Annotated in this window: 16 protein-coding genes and 1 pseudogene; 8 read left to right on the top strand and 9 right to left on the bottom strand. The window is 60.2% G+C overall.

Translation table 11 applies throughout. The annotated features are described in order from the left end of the window. Positions 1-248: 248 nt before the first annotated feature. The 9 genes and pseudogenes from J2J99_RS34385 to J2J99_RS31545 form a co-directional block, all read right to left on the bottom strand. On the bottom strand, positions 249-1490 hold the full coding sequence (locus J2J99_RS34385; RefSeq protein ID WP_246735363.1) for an ATP-dependent DNA helicase: 1242 nt from the start codon (positions 1488-1490) through the stop codon (positions 249-251). A gap of 97 nt (positions 1491-1587) precedes the next feature. Continuing rightward, positions 1588-1788 (bottom strand): annotated as a pseudogene (locus J2J99_RS34380) (helix-hairpin-helix domain-containing protein); the annotation flags it as partial. A gap of 633 nt (positions 1789-2421) precedes the next feature. Next, a complete protein-coding gene (locus J2J99_RS31565) occupies positions 2422-2829 on the bottom strand; it encodes a 26S proteasome regulatory subunit family protein (protein WP_168297167.1) in 408 nt (135 codons plus the stop codon). Then, positions 2829-3242: a hypothetical protein gene (locus tag J2J99_RS31560; protein WP_246638568.1), complete on the bottom strand. Its 414-nt coding sequence runs from the start codon at positions 3240-3242 to the stop codon at positions 2829-2831. Before J2J99_RS31560 ends, J2J99_RS31565 begins: the two co-directional genes overlap by 1 nt. A gap of 34 nt (positions 3243-3276) precedes the next feature. Next, complete coding sequence (locus tag J2J99_RS34375; protein WP_168297141.1) at positions 3277-4755, bottom strand: hypothetical protein; 1479 nt, start codon at positions 4753-4755, stop codon at positions 3277-3279. 63 nt (positions 4756-4818) lie between these two features. After that, positions 4819-5652, bottom strand: a complete 834-nt coding sequence (locus J2J99_RS34370; RefSeq protein ID WP_168297165.1) for a hypothetical protein — start codon at positions 5650-5652, stop codon at positions 4819-4821. After that, positions 5649-6308, bottom strand: a complete 660-nt coding sequence (locus tag J2J99_RS34365) for a tyrosine-type recombinase/integrase (protein WP_246638569.1) — start codon at positions 6306-6308, stop codon at positions 5649-5651. The genes J2J99_RS34370 and J2J99_RS34365 overlap by 4 nt, the downstream gene beginning before the upstream one ends. Before the next feature lie 42 nt (positions 6309-6350). Continuing rightward, positions 6351-7172: a hypothetical protein gene (locus J2J99_RS34360; RefSeq protein ID WP_246638570.1), complete on the bottom strand. Its 822-nt coding sequence runs from the start codon at positions 7170-7172 to the stop codon at positions 6351-6353. Beyond that, a complete protein-coding gene (locus J2J99_RS31545; RefSeq protein ID WP_246638571.1) occupies positions 7169-8380 on the bottom strand; it encodes a site-specific integrase in 1212 nt (403 codons plus the stop codon). The genes J2J99_RS34360 and J2J99_RS31545 overlap by 4 nt, the downstream gene beginning before the upstream one ends. Positions 8381-8507: 127 nt before the next feature. Here J2J99_RS31545 and J2J99_RS31540 point away from each other — a divergent pair, with 127 nt between their 5' ends. The 8 genes from J2J99_RS31540 (at position 8508) to panD (ending at position 15924) form a co-directional block, all read left to right on the top strand. Further along, a complete protein-coding gene (locus J2J99_RS31540; protein ID WP_168297163.1) occupies positions 8508-8741 on the top strand; it encodes a hypothetical protein in 234 nt (77 codons plus the stop codon). A 50-nt stretch (positions 8742-8791) separates the two neighbouring features. Further along, positions 8792-9289: a UPF0262 family protein gene (locus J2J99_RS31535; RefSeq protein WP_168297162.1), complete on the top strand. Its 498-nt coding sequence runs from the start codon at positions 8792-8794 to the stop codon at positions 9287-9289. A gap of 146 nt (positions 9290-9435) precedes the next feature. Continuing rightward, positions 9436-11079, top strand: coding sequence for an MFS transporter (locus J2J99_RS31530; protein WP_168297161.1), 1644 nt, complete (start codon positions 9436-9438; stop codon positions 11077-11079). Between the two features lie 400 nt (positions 11080-11479). Further along, on the top strand, positions 11480-13123 hold the full coding sequence (locus J2J99_RS31525) for an MFS transporter (RefSeq protein WP_168297160.1): 1644 nt from the start codon (positions 11480-11482) through the stop codon (positions 13121-13123). A gap of 131 nt (positions 13124-13254) precedes the next feature. After that, on the top strand, positions 13255-14346 hold the full coding sequence (locus tag J2J99_RS31520; RefSeq protein WP_168297159.1) for an NAD-dependent epimerase/dehydratase family protein: 1092 nt from the start codon (positions 13255-13257) through the stop codon (positions 14344-14346). A 140-nt stretch (positions 14347-14486) separates the two neighbouring features. Further along, positions 14487-14693: a helix-turn-helix domain-containing protein gene (locus J2J99_RS31515; RefSeq protein WP_168297158.1), complete on the top strand. Its 207-nt coding sequence runs from the start codon at positions 14487-14489 to the stop codon at positions 14691-14693. A gap of 82 nt (positions 14694-14775) precedes the next feature. Further along, a complete protein-coding gene (pmtA, locus tag J2J99_RS31510) occupies positions 14776-15372 on the top strand; it encodes a phospholipid N-methyltransferase PmtA (RefSeq protein WP_168297157.1) in 597 nt (198 codons plus the stop codon). Positions 15373-15450: 78 nt separating this feature from the next. After that, entirely contained in the window at positions 15451-15924 is a 474-nt protein-coding gene (gene panD / locus J2J99_RS31505; protein ID WP_168297156.1) for an aspartate 1-decarboxylase, read from the top strand. Positions 15925-16005 lie beyond the last annotated feature (81 nt).

Raw genomic sequence — 16005 nt, 5'->3', positions numbered from 1 at the left:
GAAGGCGATCGGCTTGTTCAGAAACGCAACACTTCCAAAATGACCGCCATGTTCCAAAAAATGCCCTTTCGGAAGCGAAGCTGGGTGAGTGAGTGAAGCTTAGCCCTGCAGCTCAGGGGGCTGTCGCTTCGCGTCGCTCAAGAACGGTGTCGCATGCAGATTTTTCAGCATTTGTTGCTTCCGCTCAGGCGAAGATTTCGCAACGGTTGCCAACAGTGTTGCGTCGTCTGGACTGCGACCCTGTTGCTTTATTCCAGCTCAAAACGGAGCGCAGTCACGCGCGATAAGCTTCTCGGTGCAGAGGTGACGATTTCATTGATGTGATCGATCTCGCCGACAAGCACCACGGTCTCGATCGCCCGCGTGATCGCGGTGTAAAGCATGGTTCGGTCAAGTAGCCTGGAGCGAATGACGGGAATGATGACGCGGCGGAAGGCAGAGCCTTGCGCCTTATGCACGCTGATCGCCCAGCCGTGTGTCAGCTTTTCGAGATCAGCTGCAGTGATTGCATCCTCGGCGCCGTCGTCGAACCTGACCCAGGCACCTTTCGGATGGAGCTTCTTCAACACGCCGAGGGAGCCGTTCATGAACCCCGAGCAGATTGGCTCTCCCGTGACCTTGTCGGTCACCGGATTGCCCGCCGGATCGAGCCGCGGCGCCTTTGAGTAGTCGTTCCTGAGCCACATGATCCTGGAGCCCGCACTCAAGCCCCAATCCTCGATCCTGGGCTGGCAGGCCATGTATTCCGTCTCGATGGCGCGGTTCAGTTCCTTCGAACCGGCAGGTCCGTTTTTCACCTGGGTGAGCATCTGCACGTCGAGCTCGTGCAGTGCCGAAGTCATGCCGTTTGCAGGTGCCGGGCCACACATGGCGCGGAACGCGGCCAGCGCTTTGGTCGCGATGTCCTCCTTCGAGGCAGGAAAGAGATAAACGCCCGGAGAGAGCGCGACGTTCGGATCGAACCGCCGCAGGTTCACGGGTTTGCCATGACGGATGGAGGAGGCGATGGCTGGAATGCCGGTAGCATCGTCCTGCCGATGCACGATTTCCAGAGTGACGGCAGGGATGCCTTGGGTTTTGACCATCGTGTGGAACGGAAGGCCCGGCCCGATCGGCGGAAGTTGGCCGGGATCGCCGATGAAGATCAGGTCGACCTCGGGCGGCAATTGCACGAGCACCCGATAGATCGAGGGCGTATCCAACATTGAGGCCTCGTCGAATATAATCGTCCCACCACGAATCTTACGGCCGGCGTTTTCGATGTCATGCACCAGTCGGGAGAGGGTGCAGGCCGGACGGCCGGTGGCCTCGCTGATCCGTCGCACAGCGCGTCCTGCCAAGGCCACCTGCAGGTGCTCGATCCCGCCGCGGTGGGCGAGCGGAAGATCGTCGCGCAACGCTTCCAGTGCAGCGAGGATCGCCCGTACGACGGTGGTCTTGCCTGTGCCGGCGCCGCCGCTGATGACGCATACACCGCAGGACGTCGCCATGAACACCGCCTCCCGCTGGGACCGGCGCAGGGCAGGCCATATGACCAGCGCGGAAGTTGATAGCGAGGGCCTCCTCGACGGCTGCAGCAAGCCGCCTGTGATCGTCAACGGCGACGCCGAGACGAAGTGCTCGAGCATCAACATCGCGCCACGTCTCAAGCAGCGTCATGGTGTATGGATCGGCTTTGATCCGCTCGATCGCACCGAGACCCCAGACACGGGCCGCCGCGCCGGCGACACGGGGCGCGACGCCATAGCGATCGAGCCAGCGGAAGATTTCGGCCTCGTCGCTAAGCATCCCGAAGCCGTCGACGATGGCGACAGCGCGCTCGGCGCCGACGACGTCTGCCAAGGGCCGCGGCTCGCGATCGCGAATGCGATCATAGAGGCTGTCGCCGAACGCATCCCAAAGTCTGTTCGCCGTCGCCCAACCGATACCAGGAAAGCGCTTGTCTGTGGCAAGATGGCGGATGATCGCCTGGCCACTGGTGACCAGGGGGAGCGCCACTACCGCATGCAATTGCGGGCCAAATTCAGGATGCAGCCTCATCTCGCCAGTCACGCGCCAGGTTTCACCGATCGCCGGATCGCGTGGTGTTCTTTTCGCCGGCGCGAGTGCGCGACGGAGCTTGCCGCTCTCGTCGCGGCCGATGATCACATGGTCGCTGAAGCGGCTCGTGTGCACCGAGGTGACGGCCAACTCCCAGGAGGACGACTGCTCAGAACGCTCACCAAGGACCGGGGCCGTATCTGGTCCTCGAAGCCGCCCCGTCGTTGAATGGCCCCTGCCATGGTGTTCGGCTCTCCGTTCACTGCGGCCACCCACGCCGTGCCGTCGCGGGTCCCTGTGCCTCGCTCACTGCGATCCGGCCCCCACGGCTTTTCAGGGCCACGACGGCGCGGCTCCGAGGACCAGACTTCGAGAACCCAATCACGGCAACCTGCCAGTCTCGGCGATCACCGCGCTCAATCTTGTCAGGCGTTCGAGCTCTCGCCGAAGCGAGGCGTTCTCGGCCAGCAGTCGAAGGTTTTCGTCTTCGAGCGCCATCTGGCCGGCATCTGCCTTCGCCTTCATATCCCGGATAGCTTCGACCTGCTCCAGCCGCGACAGGCTCGCCTTGCGATCCCGGTCGTCGGCGTCGCGCAGGATTTCGGCGCAACGCGGATTGGTGCGGAAGACCTGCCGGTCAAAGCCGCATTCCTTGGCGATGATGCTCTTGTTCAGATCGACACCGTATCTCGGAAGCGGCTCGTCCTTGTGCCGTTCCAGGTACTCGATCAGAGCGTCGACATGCTCCTTGGCGATCTCGACGCCGCTTTTGCCGGTTCTTCGCGCCATCAGGCGTCCCTCTGCGGCGACAGGCTGATGACGCTCGCCTCGGGAAGGCTGCCGATCTTTTCTAGCCGATCGACGGCAGCCTGGTATCCCTCGAAGAACCGCTTCCACGCCGGGAAGCCGCCCGTTTCGGCGATGGCCAGGATCATGGCACGATGCGACGCAATCAGCAGTTCCTTGTCAGTCTGCAACTGACCGATATCTGCGGTCTTCATCGCTGCGAGCCTTTCCAGCTCAGCAGGGGACTTCTTGCTGGATCGCTCGACGACTGAGCGGACCGCTTTCTGCTTTTTGATCGCTGCCTCGACCATCCCGCGGCGGCTTTCAATGCGGGTGATGTCGGTCGCATGCCTGAAGACGCCATCGCTGCGCCCGCACACCGCACGTACGCTGATGTCCTCGTCATCGGCGACCATCGCCTCCAGGATTTCCTCAAGCAGCCGGCTCTTGTCAATCATCGAGGTCCCTCAAGCGCTTCATGGTGTCGATGATTGTGGTGCCAGCGTTCCGTTCGGCCGACACGGACAGGTCGATGCCGTCCGGAAACACCTGCATTCCCGCGTCCGTGCCGAGCGCCTTGACGATATTTTCGTACCGGACACGAGCGTGGGTAAGCTGGTTGGCCCAGCCCACGTTGCGTTGGTTCTCGGGCAGAGCTTCCAATGTGATGATCACCTTCGCAAACTTGTCTCGCATGCGCTGCAGGTTTTCCTGCTCGCTGATGACATCCGTTCGCGCCAGGTGGAGGCATCCGTTGAAGCATTCGAGGTGCTTGGGGCAGGGGTCGCTGGTGAAGCTGTTGATGCACAGGCCATAGGGCGTGACGTGCAGCCCGTCCGCCTCGGCATTGAGATAGTCGAAGGCCGCCGCCTCGCCGTACTCGCGCTGGACACGGCGGAACTCCTCGACCACATGACCGCTCGCCTTGTTGGCCGAGATCAGCCTGAAGACCTGCAGAGGTTTGTCACCGAGCCGCTCCTCCGCCTCCGGAGCAAGGTCGATATCGGTGAGGTCCTCCGCGAGACTACGATGGTCATAGACGTAGCTTTGCTGGACGCTGCGCCGGTTGAACTTCTTGGTGATGATCGTATCGGCCACGCCGAGACGGAATAGCTCGGTGTTCTGAAGGTGTCGCAGGGAGTGCGGGGTAAGACGAAGAGCGCGATCTTCTTCGGTCATTCCATACCGCTCGAACAGGGTGTCGCCGCTACCCTTCCCGCTGGTCGAGCGGATCAGGGTGTGCCTGTCGATGCGGCCAATCGCGGAATACAGGGTTGTGTCGAGGATGCCGTTGTTGCGACCTTCGATCACGTTCCTGACCGGCATGATCAACATGAGTTCATGCGGATAGAGTACGGTACCGTCCGTGATCGTTGTCGGCATCGTGTCCGACAGCTTGGTCGTGCGATTTTCCCAGACATGTCGCTCGACATCTCCCACGCGAACGTAGGCCGACTGCCAATCAATGTCCTGATCGACGCCCCGATCGTAAATGGGCTTGCCCCATGTTTTTCTTATCGGGATGCCTCGTTGCGAACCACGCCCCCAAAACCCGGTAAGCATACGATGGCAGCCACCAAGTTGGTACTGCCTGATCTTATCGAGGGCGTCAGCACCGTAGGTTTCGCGATAATTCTGAACCAAACTCACCGGGATGTCTGGGTCGGAGAAGGCGATATTGCCCGTCATCCTGACATACATCTCCCAAGCGGGGATCAGCGCATCCTCGGGATATTCCGGAAAGATGCGCCTCGTCTCGGTCTGTCGTTTCAGCCGCTCGCGCAGCGGTGCGGTGATGCTTTCGATGTGCTCGAGCGTCTCGATGAGGATCTCCTCAAACATCGGCGGGACATGCTGAGTGTTCTCATAAAACGATAGGCCTTCAGCGCGCTCATCCTCGTCCTGCTTTTCCGCGAAGTGGCGGATCATCAGGGAGCGGGAGAAGCCGCCGCGGTCTGCGGCCGGTCGCCCATCGGCATCCAGATATTCGCGTCATCGCTTCCAGTCCAAGGGCACGCGCACAGCTTCGCCGATCCGGAAGCCCATGATGATCTGCACCTTGAACACGGCAAAGCGGATCGCGTCGGAGAAGGAGCGCGGGGTTTCCGTGAACACGATCCGCGCCAATTCCCAGAACGCACGTTCCTCCGGCAACTTCGCCGCCGATTTCCTTGTCGCGAGCGAGCGGCGGAGACCCTCCTTTCCACCATGAGCATTCTGCCGCTTGCGAAGGGTCTCCGCCTGGCGCTGGGCGGAAAGGGATTCGTTGGTGGGGTATGGGATGCAAAAGCGAGCCAGGGCAGGGATGTCGGCGAGCTTCTGCCGGTCGAGAATGGTTTTCACCATGGTGACGAAGTCCAGAGCAAGCTTTCCGGAACTTGCAGAACGCAAGACTGCATTGTAGGCGAGCTGGATTTGCTCAGGGGTAATCGCCCAAGGCGGAGCGCCGTCAGCGGCTGGGGCGAGCCTCCTGATGCCGTGCGCTATCAGCTCTGCACTTTGCGGCTTGGTCTTGCCGACGAGCAGCTTATGAACGAAGACCGCTTGATATAGGTCCCGCCAGTGCTGCGGCATCGGCCCAAGGGCAAGAGGGCCCTGGCTCATCCCTTGTCTGATCTCGTTGATTTTCTCGACTGCTACCGGATCTACGCCCAACTGCCCCAACCAGTAAGTAGGCGGCGGCAGCATGCCCACGAGTTCAGTGAGATCCCAGCGGGTGTCTTTGCTGACCTTGCCCTCGTCGTCGCAGACGAGGTCCCAGACGAGGCCGCGCGCATCCGCCAACTCTTTGGCCGTGGCGATGTATTCCGCATAAAACGGATTCACGGTTGCTCCTCGTCCATGCTGTCGGATTTGAGCGCCTCGACGACCCGGCGCACCGCGTCGAGGGTGGTCTTGAGCTGCGCGTAGGCGGGGGACTGCTGGTTATACCGGGAGGCGGCGGCGAACTCCATCACCACGGGCCGCAAGCTCTCCAGTACCTCCTGATGGATTTCCGACACACCAAGCGGCATGAACCTCGAACAGGTGTAACACGCCAGAACCGGATTCTTGATGCAGCTCTGGCCGAGATTGCAGCCGCCGATCCCGGCAATGGGGATGCCGTGGGGAACAGCCCCGATCTGCTGATCTGACGGCAGCCCGAGAAGCATCGCCTTGTCTATGGTCCTGGTCTTGGCGATTTTGGCAAGGTTTGAATAAATCGGCGAGATCGCCAGCGCCTCATTGATGCGCTGCGCCTGGGCGGGCGAGGTGTCGAAGTAAACGTTGGCAATGCGGTCGCTGGTATGGCCTAAGAACTCGGTCAGTCCGACATGCGAGATGCCGCCGTCGGCGAGACGCTGCGCTGCCGTATGCCGCAGGTCGGTTGGCGACCAGGCTTCGCCCGTCAACTCCCCGGTCAGCTCCATGATGGCGCGGCTGACGCCTTGTGGCGTAAGGCCGAAGAGCAGGCGAGGGGGCACCCCCTCCTCCGGTTGCATCGTGCCGTTCTCCCGACGTTTCACCAACTCGTTAAACAGCGGTCACCATTCGCGTTTGATCCGCCTGGTGACGCGGATACGCTTGCTGTTGTCCTTTTGCTTGATCAGCGAGACAGCGACGTGGACCGCGCCCGTCGAGTAGAGCCGGACGTCGGCGGTCTCGATGCGGGCAATCTGGCCAGGTCGGAATGCATACTGGTACGACATGATCAGCATGCAGGTGTCGCGCAACCCGGTTCCATCCATTGCATCTGGATCGGCGGCCAGGGTCGCTCGCATATCATCGATGTGGTTTATGATCATGGCCTGCTGATCGAGTGGCAGGAAACAGTCGCCAGCGCGGACGACACGGTAAGTGTCGACCTTAGGGCTTTTCAGTCCGCGAATGATTGAGGCCAATGGAGGAGACCAATGGCCGATGTTGAGGCGACAGAGCGAATGAAGCAGCGCCCGTAGTCCCCAACTTTGCTCCGCGGTGACATCAGAGAGGACGAACGTATTCCAGTGAGCACGTGCATCGAAAGGGGGAGCCACAACAAGGTAAGTGAGGGAGCCTAAGCCTCGACTTAGCACGTAACTGCGAACATGCCGAAAGTAAGACGCAACCGTATGGGGATCGACCCGCAGCAACCAGTCTACCAAGACATGCTTCACGACTGGCGCTGCCGGCCCAAATTGGTTGAAGTCGAGGAAGTTTCGGCCTCCATCCAACTCAAGACTGATTTCGTTGGCCTGGGGGCGGATGGATCGCGTTTCATTGTAAAAGTCGTCGAAGTACCGGATGATCGGTGGAAGCGACGGGAGCTTTGCAGATAAGCTGTTGATTTCGGCCAAAACACCATATCCGAGCGCAAAGGAACTCAACGAACTGCCTCCGGAACGGTGCGCCTCAGGGCGTCGACAAAGTGGTCGAACTTCTCGTCCCAGACCTCCGCAAGACTGGTCTCGAAGTAGGCCCTGGCATAGAGGCGGGGCATATTGGATGTCTTCGACCAGCCGAAGAACACTCGCAGCTTCTCCTGCGCCTTATCGAAATCAAGACCGGAATCCTGATAGCGCTTCATGCGTACGGTGGCCGCGGTATGTCTCAGGTCGTGACAGCTAACGCCATCTAGCCCTTGCTTCTTTAGTGAGTTTATGGCGTCGCTCGAGAGCGAGGCGGTTACAACGTCGAACATCTTCCCAAAGGAGCGCAACGACAGGGGCTGGGCTTTTTGCGATATCAAGAGATGCGGATAATGCACGCGACCGCGGTAATTGCTGTTGTAATGCACAACAAGTCCAACGATCTCCTGCGGCAGCGGAAGGTGCCGACGCGACGTCGCCGTTTTGAGGCCGGGCCGTTCGTAGCGGGGGTCATCATCGTCAGTTTCGTCCACATCCAGCCAATGAACCGTCTTTCCGCCAACCGGATCGAAGTCCTCCTTGAAGGAGCTGGTATGCAGGAGCGCCGCCTCGCCACGACGTAAACCCAGACGTAATAGCAGCATGAAGATCAGCAGGTTCCGCCAGCGCAAGGCCTCTGTCTTGAATGGATCGCGCGGCGAATCCGGATTGAAGATTTCGTACAAATCCTCGACCACAATCGGTGGCAGCGCACGGATCGGCGGAGCTGGTGGCTTAGGGTTCGGCGCGAGTTGCCGATATAGCGTGTCGAGCCTGAGAAGCTTGGCCTCCATGTCGGAAGCGCGAATACCAGATGCATCTCCGGCAATTCGCAGCATATCGGTCACGAAGCTGACGGCAGACTTCCAGGTGGAGGTCTTATCGACCCCAGCGACGGCGGCCTCGTTGCGGAGCTGTGCTAGGAAGCCCATCAAGCAGTCTTCGAGCGCGTTGGCATCGGCGTCGGCGATCAGACGATCGAGGCAGTCGCTGCCACGCTGGCGCTGAACCGCTTCATAGAGCCGGTCCAAAGCGGCAAGATGCTGGCGGCGTGTCGACGGCCTTAAGGACGTCTTCAGGACATCGCTCCAGATCGTGGCCCAGAAACGTGGAATGCCGAAAGGACCGACGCAGACCAATCCGGTCATCGTCTTTGGAAGTGAAGAAGGAACGAGATTGACCGGCAATGGCGAATCACACTCAGTGACGAGCGCGCCTTTCACGTGTTCAACGGGAAATGCAACAATCCAAATTACTCTTTATGAAACATGCGGCATGACGGTAGTTTGAACCCAGAAAAGCAACACGTCCCAAATGACCGCCGTGTTCCATAAGCTATCTTATCTGATCCGTGATGTTATAACATCACAGAGAATTGAAGAGTTCCCGTCTGCCCGCAAGGGCAGCACCTTGGCTGTCGGCGAACGGGTCCCGGCGGCAGCCAATTTTTTGATGGGATTAACGCAGGTTTCCTGCGCCGGCTCATCGCGTTTCGCCGAATTTTGTCGTTCGGCAGAGAATATCCTGCTGCGTCGCAGCAACACGTGAGGAGACTTGATACCCCAACGAACGCACAGACGACAACTCGGAGAATCTCGATGACAGACAGCCGGTTTCAACTTTTCGATGTCTCGCTGGATGGGTCTTTACAGAGCGCCCGCGCGCACATCGAACGCGAGCGCGCAATCGCCGTCCACGACCTCTTGGAGGACAGCAGCTTCATCCCCGTCGGTCACGACGGAGGTCCCTATCGTCTTAACCTGACATTGGCGGACGCAAAGCTGGCCTTCCATATCGTCACGGAGAATGGAACGCCTGTGGTCAGTCACCATCTGTCGCTCAACGCGTTCCGACGGATCCTCAAGGATTATACCCTGATCTGCGATAGTCACTACGACGCCTTCAAGTGTGCGGGAGCTGCCAAATTCGAAGCGATCGACATGGGCCGACGCGCAATTCACGACGAAGCGTCCGAGCTCCTGAAGGAGCGCCTCGCCTCGAAGATTGCGATAGATGTCGACACCGCCCGTCGGCTGTTCACCCTTATTTACGTTCTGCTCATGCGAAACACCTCCGATGGCGCTCGGCTTATGTGAGACAGGGGCAGGCAGGTCGGTGCAACCGCTGGCGACCAGTCTGGTTCCTGCACCGGCTGACCGTATTTCGTCAAATTTTGACGTTCAGCACAGCATATGCCGCCCCGTCGCGGCAACACAATTAGGAGGTCGATAGTAGCACAGGCATGCAGCGCGAAGACCTTCACCCGTCCGGTTCGACGACGTTCGCCCCACTCCAAAACGTGGCGTTTCGTTCGATCTGGACGTCAACACAGATCGCCAATCTCGGATGGCTCGTGCAAACGGTCGCCATAAGCTGGCTTATGGCCACGATCTCTGCTTCCGATCTGATGGTCGCGCTCGTGCAGGCATCGACAACTCTTCCCGCCTTTATCCTGTCGATCGTCGCCGGCGCCATCGCCGACAGTTTCAGCCGCCGATCGGTGATGGTCGCAGGCCTGTCTCTGATCGCGCTCGCTTCGATCGTGCTGGCGCTTTCTGCCGGCTTTGGCTTTGTCAGCCCGTGGCTGATCCTTGGACTCGGTTTCCTGGCCGGCTGCGGTTTTGCCCTGAACGACCCTGCCTGGCATGCCTCGGTCGGCGACATTCTCGACAAGCGGGACATTCCGTCCGCAGTGACGCTGATGTCGGTCGGCTACAATATGACGCGCAGCATAGGACCCGCTCTTGGCGGCGCGATCCTCGCCTTTCTCGGTCCGCTGGCCGCCTTCGTCTTTGCCGCTCTCAGCAATCTGGCGCCGCTCGGTTCGGTGTTGCGCAACAAGTGGCACGTCCGTTCGTCTCCGCTGCCTCCGGAGCGGATCGCGACGGCGATCCACGACGGCATGCGCTTCACCGCGTTGTCCTCCGACATCCGGGCGGCGATCATTCGCGCGACGCTCTTTGGCCTCGCCGCGATTTCCATTCTCGCACTTTTACCGCTCGTTGCCCGCGACCGTCTGGCGGGTGGGCCCATAATCTACGGCATTCTGTTCGCCGGCTTCGGGACCGGCGCCTGCATCGCCGGATTAAGCAATCAATACCTGCGGAAACTGGTGCCGCAGGAATGGCTGATGGCGATTGCCGCCATCGCTTGCGCGCTCTGCTGCCTCGCACTTGCGCTGACGTCGTCGCCGGTGCTGGCGACCCTCGCGCTAGCCGTTGGCGGCTCCGGCTGGGTGATTACCTGGACCGGCTTCGACGTCTGGGTCCAGCTGGCAAGCCCGCGATGGGTCGTCGGCCGCACGCTCTCCATCTATTACGCCTGTCTCTCCGGCGGCATGGCAGCCGGCAGCTGGATCTGGGGCACCGTTGCCCAATCCTATTCCTTGGCAGCGTCTCTCGAATTGGCCGCCGGCGCCCTGTTTCTCGTTGCAGCTCTCGGCTTCGTATTGCCGGTCCTGCTCGGAGAGGACGGCGATCAATACGGCTCGGACTTTCGGGCGCCGGAACTTGCACTTGATCTCAAACCCCGCAGCGGTCCCATCGCGGCAAAGACCGTCTATTCCATCGCCGAGGAGGATCTCGAGATCTTTCTCGGCCACATGCGTACGCGCAGATACGCGGTCAGCCGAGCCGGCGCACGTGACTGGACCCTGCAGCGAGATCTTCGCCAGCCGTCGGTGTGGACGGAAACATTCCGCACGCCAACCTGGATGGATTTCCTTCGCCTCAATCACAGGCTTTCGCCAGCGGACCATGAAATCAGCCAACTCCTCTCAAGCCTGCATAAAGGAGACTCACTTCCCCAGACCGATCTTGCGATCGAGCGAACGACAGACGCGCTTCGGACCCGCAGTCGGCCGATCGCGCGTGTTTCGCGTCCATGAGGTGAGCTTGTGATGAGATCAGGTTTCGATGAACAGCGACGCCGGATGTGGAGCAGCTCTGCGTTTGCTGACGTTTATTGGCCAAGCGATTACCACGATAGACCCAAGGAGGCTCCCTACCTGCGACTGCCCTTAACTCCTGCCGCGCAGGTCCACTCGGCTGTCGTTGAACCTGGTTCAGCGACAGCCGTCTTCTTTGTCGAACACCTTTCTTTCGCCTGCCTCCCAAGGCGAAGCGCTGCCCGCGGTGGCAACACCACGGTGGACCGGGCAGCGCTGCCGTGGCTGTCGTCGAGTTTATCTCGGCGGCAGCCATGTCACCGCCGCTTGCGGTGCGAGCCGGCGGAGCGAATGACGATCACCAGCCGTATGCTCGACCATTTGAAAGAGAAATATTCCAATGCGCGCGAATGAAGACCACACCTCCGTAGAGCTTCTGGCGCCGCTCAAGAATCCGACTTTCCGTTCGATCTTCTTCGCATCACAGCTTTCGAGCCTCGGCTGGCTGATGCAGACGGTGGCGCTTGGCTGGCTCATGGCCACGGTCTCCACCTCGGACGTGATGGTTGCTCTCGTCCAGGCCTCGTCGACCTTGCCGGCGTTCTTTCTCGCTGTCTTCGTCGGAGCGATTGCCGACAATTACAGCCGCCGCATGGTCATGATCGTCGGCCGCAGCCTGATGATGGCTGCAGCCGCGATGCTGACGATCCTTATGGCCTTCGGTATCACCGATCCATGGCTGATCCTCGCCTTCAGCTTCCTGGACGGCTGCGGCATCGCGCTGAGCGATCCCGCCTGGCGCGCCTCGCTCGGCGACATTTTGGAGCGCCGCCATCTGCCGGCGGCCGTGACACTGCTCAACGTCGGTTTCAACACGGTGCGCAGTGTCGGTCCCGCTCTTGGCGGCATCATCGTTGCGGCCTTCGGGCCACTCGTCACATTTGCACTGACGACTCTCGGCTTTATCGCTCCGCTGACCGCCTTATGGCGCAATAATTGGAAGGTCCAAACGTCGCCGCTTCCCCGTGAGGCGCTGAGGACCGCGATTTACGATGGGCTGCGGTTCACCGCCATTTCCTCGGAGATCAAGTCGACGATCGTGCGCGGGACGCTGTTCGGCTTTGCCGCCACCTCCACCCTGGCGCTGCTGCCGCTCATCGCACGCGATGTCGTCAAGGGTGGGCCAATCGGTTACGGCATCATGATGGGCGGCTTCGGCGCCGGTGCACTTCTCGCGGGGCTCATGAATCCACCGCTCAGGCGAGTGCTCACGCAGGAATGGCTGGTGGTGCTTGCCTGCATCGCCTGCGCCATCTGTCAGATCTCCCTGGCGCTCAGCTCTTCGCTGGCGGTGGCGACCCTCTCCCTCGCTCTTGGCGGCGCCGGCTGGGTGACCGCGTGGTCCGGGCTTGGCGTCAACGTGCAACTGGCAAGCCCACGCTGGATCGTCGGCCGCACGATCTCGATTTACAGTGCCTTTACCTATGGTGGGATTGCTGCGGGAAGCTGGTTCTGGGGTATCGTCGTCCAGAATTACTCGCTGCCGCTGGCATTCGGTTGGTCCGGCGTTGCAACGATTCTTGTGGCGGCACTTGGGCTCAAGCTGCCGATCAGCAATCGGTCTGAATCGGAGCTCGAACCCTCTGGCGCCTTCAACGCACCTGCGATCGCGCTCGATCTGAAGCCAAGAAGCGGCCCGATCCTCATCACAACCGAGTATGTGATCCCCGAGGAGCACGTGGATCCCTTCCTGGATATCATGCAGAAGCGCCGGCAAGCCCAAAGCCGCGTGGGCGCGCGGCAGTGGATGCTCACACGCGATATTCAAGCGCCTTCACGTTGGTTGGAAACATTCCGCACGCCGACCTGGACTGATTATCACCGTCTCCATCATCGCTTGACGGCGGCCGACAGGGAACTCGATCAGCAAATTCTGAGTGTCAGCAAGGAACGGATGCCGCCTAGAACGAGCATCTTCGTCGAAAGGCCGACCGGCGGAGCGCGCAAGTCCTATCCGCCGGTGCCATACGTTTCGCAGAAGTGAGTGTGGGGCCGAATTCGCCACCGGGAGAACTGAACGACTTCCGGCAGGCCTTGAAGAGGAGCTTCAGGATCAAAACGGCCGGAGACCCCTGCAGCATAAACGCCACGCATTCGTCAAGAGACGGAGAGGAAATGACAGCATCCGATCTGGAGTCGTCCTGCCCCCTGATAACGCCAGCTTCGCGGTCGAACGGGCCGCGTCGCCCGCTCCATATCCTCATCCTTGGCGGGACCGACTTTCTCGGACCCCACCAGGTACGGTACGCGGCCGAGCGGGGACACATTGTCACCGTCTTCAACCGCGGGCGACAGCATGCGGCCCTTCCGACCTCCGTGCGACACCTGCGCGGGGAAAGGGAGGGGCAGCTCGACTCGCTTAAAAGCGGATCCTGGGACGCAGTTATCGACAATTCCGCCACCAGTCCGGCTTGGGTCCGCCTATCGGCGGAATTGCTGAAGGACCGTGCAGAGCTATACATGTACGTCTCGTCGACCGGCGTTTATTTTCCTTATCTCACGAGCCGTATCGATGAATCGATAAAGCCGACCTTGGTGGAGGACGCGGGAAAAGCATGCAGCAGTTTTGGTGTGCGTAAGGCGCTCTCGGAAATCGAGGCGGAGAAAGCGTTTCCACAAAAGACCTGCATCGTGAGGCCACACTATATCGTCGGACCGGGGGACAGCACGTACCGGTTCCCCTATTGGCCACTCCGTTTTGAGCGGGGCGGCGAGATTCTAGCACCGGGACGGATGATGGACCCGGTGCAATATGTCGACGTCCGCGACCTGACCGAATGGATGATCCGGATGGTAGAAGAGGCGGCGACGGGCATATACAACGTCGCAGGGCCTCGCACTCCTATGACGATGGTCGAATTCCTCGCCGGAGTTCAGGCAGCGGTCAGCGGCTCCAACCCCGTGCATCTCACCTGGATCGATGACTACGATTTCCTCAAGAGTCACGGCATAGATGAGGCCGTGCCCTGGATGCCCCTGAGCGGTGACAACCTTGGCTTCGCAAGTATCAATTTCGACAAGGCGCTCGAGCGGGGCCTCACTCATCGTTCCCTTGCTGACACCATACGCGATACGTTGTCCTGGTGGCACTCCGACGCGGTACGCCCCGAACGCAAAGCAAATCCGCGTTTGAAGTTGACGCCGGCGAAGGAAGCAGAGGTGCTCGCGGCATGGAAGCGGCGCCGGGCGGCGATATTCAATGCGTAGCCAGGTCGTCCTCCAACCCATCAGATTTCGACTTTTCTTGATTCCGACGTGCGGACGGCCCCCGGGCCTCGTGGAAACAGCCGCGCTGGATATCGCATCTAACCAATTGATTTCTCGCGCCGATACGAAAGGGCACCAAGATGCTTTCACCGTTGGAAAAATCGTGCCTGCGCTGGCTCGCCCACGGACGGGACATCGAAGTCATCGCTCGGCTTGAGGCAAGAACCGTTGCTGAGATCGAGCAGTGCCTCGCCAGCGCGCTCGCCGCGCTCGGCGTTGAGACAATCGAGGACGCGCTGCGAAAGACGGGGATCCTGGGTCTGACCGATGACCCGCAATCAAGCTGACGCCATCGCGCGCGACTTTCGAACCGTTCTGCTGAACGGTTCCCACAGTACATCGGCATATTGAGCGTCAAAGGGAGAAAACATGGTTTTCCGCATGAAGGAGCGCCTCGCCAAGAGGTTCGAGGAAGAGGTGCAGTTCTTCAAGGGCTGGCAAAAGGACAAGAAGGGTGTCGGCGCCGTCATCCCGACGTCAATTCATACTGCCCGGCGCATGGCAAGTGTGATCAATCCCGGGTCCGGATTGCCGGTGCTGGAACTCGGCGCCGGCACAGGCGTGATCACCAAAGCCATCCTAGCCCGCGGCATCGCGCCGAGCCGCTTGGTCTCCGTCGAATATTCCAAGGATTTCTACAACAGCCTGATACAGCGCTTTCCCGGCGTAGATTTTCGATTGGGTGATGCTTTTCAGCTGAACCAGGTGCTGGGCGACCGCCGAAGCGAACAGTTCGATTGTGTCGTCAGCGCCGTGCCTCTGCTGAACTTTCCAATGAATTTGCGCGTCCTCTTGATTGAGGACTTGCTTGCTCGCATTCCACCGGGCCGGCCGGTCATCCAGATTACCTATGGTCCGCTCTCGCCGGTGGTCAAGATGCCGGATCGTTACGTCGTTTCACATTACGACTTCGTCGTTCGCAATATCCCGCCGGCACAGCTCTGGACTTATCGGCGCTGCAGTTGAATGTGGTCTTTTGATTTGATAGACCGGCTATCCCTTCCTCGCATTGCCGGCCGGTACTGAGGCAAGAAGGAATTGGATTTGGAAAAATACGTCAGTGCCAAGCTCCACGGGATCCGGGTGACGGATGCCAAGCTGAACTATCACGGTTCAATCACGATCGATGCGGATTTCTGCAGGGCCGTCGGCCTGAAGCCGCTGGAATATGTCGAGATCTGGAACAAGATGTCGGGTGCCAGGATCAGCACCTATGTGCTCTATGGCGGGGCGGGCTCTCGATGCTGCATCCTGAATGGCGCCGCAGCCCGCACCTGCCAACAGGGCGACGAGATCATCATCGCGGGAAGCGTCTTCTGCGAGGTAGACGACATCATCAGCCTGAAACCGCGTGTCCTCGTCTTCGGTCCGGAAAACGAGATCATCGACCGGATAAGCTATGAGGTCTTCCGCCGCCCGGACGGCGCCCTTGATATGAAGGTCAACAGCGAGGTCATCGACAACGACTATGGGTTTCCCGCATCACTGACAGCCCACCCGGGCGTCCTCCTCCGGTAACTAGCGCAGGCCATGTCCTGACCACGGGCGCTCGATCTCACTGACGGCCGTCGGTCAGCGCGAGCGACTTGTCTCTCGTGT

The sequence above is a fragment of the Rhizobium binae genome, from assembly GCF_017357225.1.
Classification (GTDB): Bacteria; Pseudomonadota; Alphaproteobacteria; order Rhizobiales; family Rhizobiaceae; genus Rhizobium; species Rhizobium binae.
Note: the sequence above shows the minus strand (reverse complement) of the source record. Positions and strands in the feature narration are given on the sequence as shown.

What these genes read in the sequence shown, in the direction of transcription:
- J2J99_RS34385 (WP_246735363.1), bottom strand. Translation starts at nt 1,490, where the DNA reads ATGGCGACGTCCTGCGGTGTATGCGTCATCAGCGGCGGCGCCGGCACA.
- J2J99_RS31565 (WP_168297167.1), bottom strand. Translation starts at nt 2,829, where the DNA reads ATGGCGCGAAGAACCGGCAAAAGCGGCGTCGAGATCGCCAAGGAGCAT.
- J2J99_RS31560 (WP_246638568.1), bottom strand. Translation starts at nt 3,242, where the DNA reads ATGGTCGCCGATGACGAGGACATCAGCGTACGTGCGGTGTGCGGGCGC.
- J2J99_RS34375 (WP_168297141.1), bottom strand. Translation starts at nt 4,755, where the DNA reads ATGATCCGCCACTTCGCGGAAAAGCAGGACGAGGATGAGCGCGCTGAA.
- J2J99_RS34365 (WP_246638569.1), bottom strand. Translation starts at nt 6,308, where the DNA reads ATGCAACCGGAGGAGGGGGTGCCCCCTCGCCTGCTCTTCGGCCTTACG.
- J2J99_RS31540 (WP_168297163.1), top strand. Translation starts at nt 8,508, where the DNA reads ATGACCGCCGTGTTCCATAAGCTATCTTATCTGATCCGTGATGTTATA.
- J2J99_RS31535 (WP_168297162.1), top strand. Translation starts at nt 8,792, where the DNA reads ATGACAGACAGCCGGTTTCAACTTTTCGATGTCTCGCTGGATGGGTCT.
- J2J99_RS31530 (WP_168297161.1), top strand. Translation starts at nt 9,436, where the DNA reads ATGCAGCGCGAAGACCTTCACCCGTCCGGTTCGACGACGTTCGCCCCA.
- J2J99_RS31525 (WP_168297160.1), top strand. Translation starts at nt 11,480, where the DNA reads ATGCGCGCGAATGAAGACCACACCTCCGTAGAGCTTCTGGCGCCGCTC.
- J2J99_RS31520 (WP_168297159.1), top strand. Translation starts at nt 13,255, where the DNA reads ATGACAGCATCCGATCTGGAGTCGTCCTGCCCCCTGATAACGCCAGCT.
- J2J99_RS31515 (WP_168297158.1), top strand. Translation starts at nt 14,487, where the DNA reads ATGCTTTCACCGTTGGAAAAATCGTGCCTGCGCTGGCTCGCCCACGGA.
- pmtA (WP_168297157.1), top strand. Translation starts at nt 14,776, where the DNA reads ATGGTTTTCCGCATGAAGGAGCGCCTCGCCAAGAGGTTCGAGGAAGAG.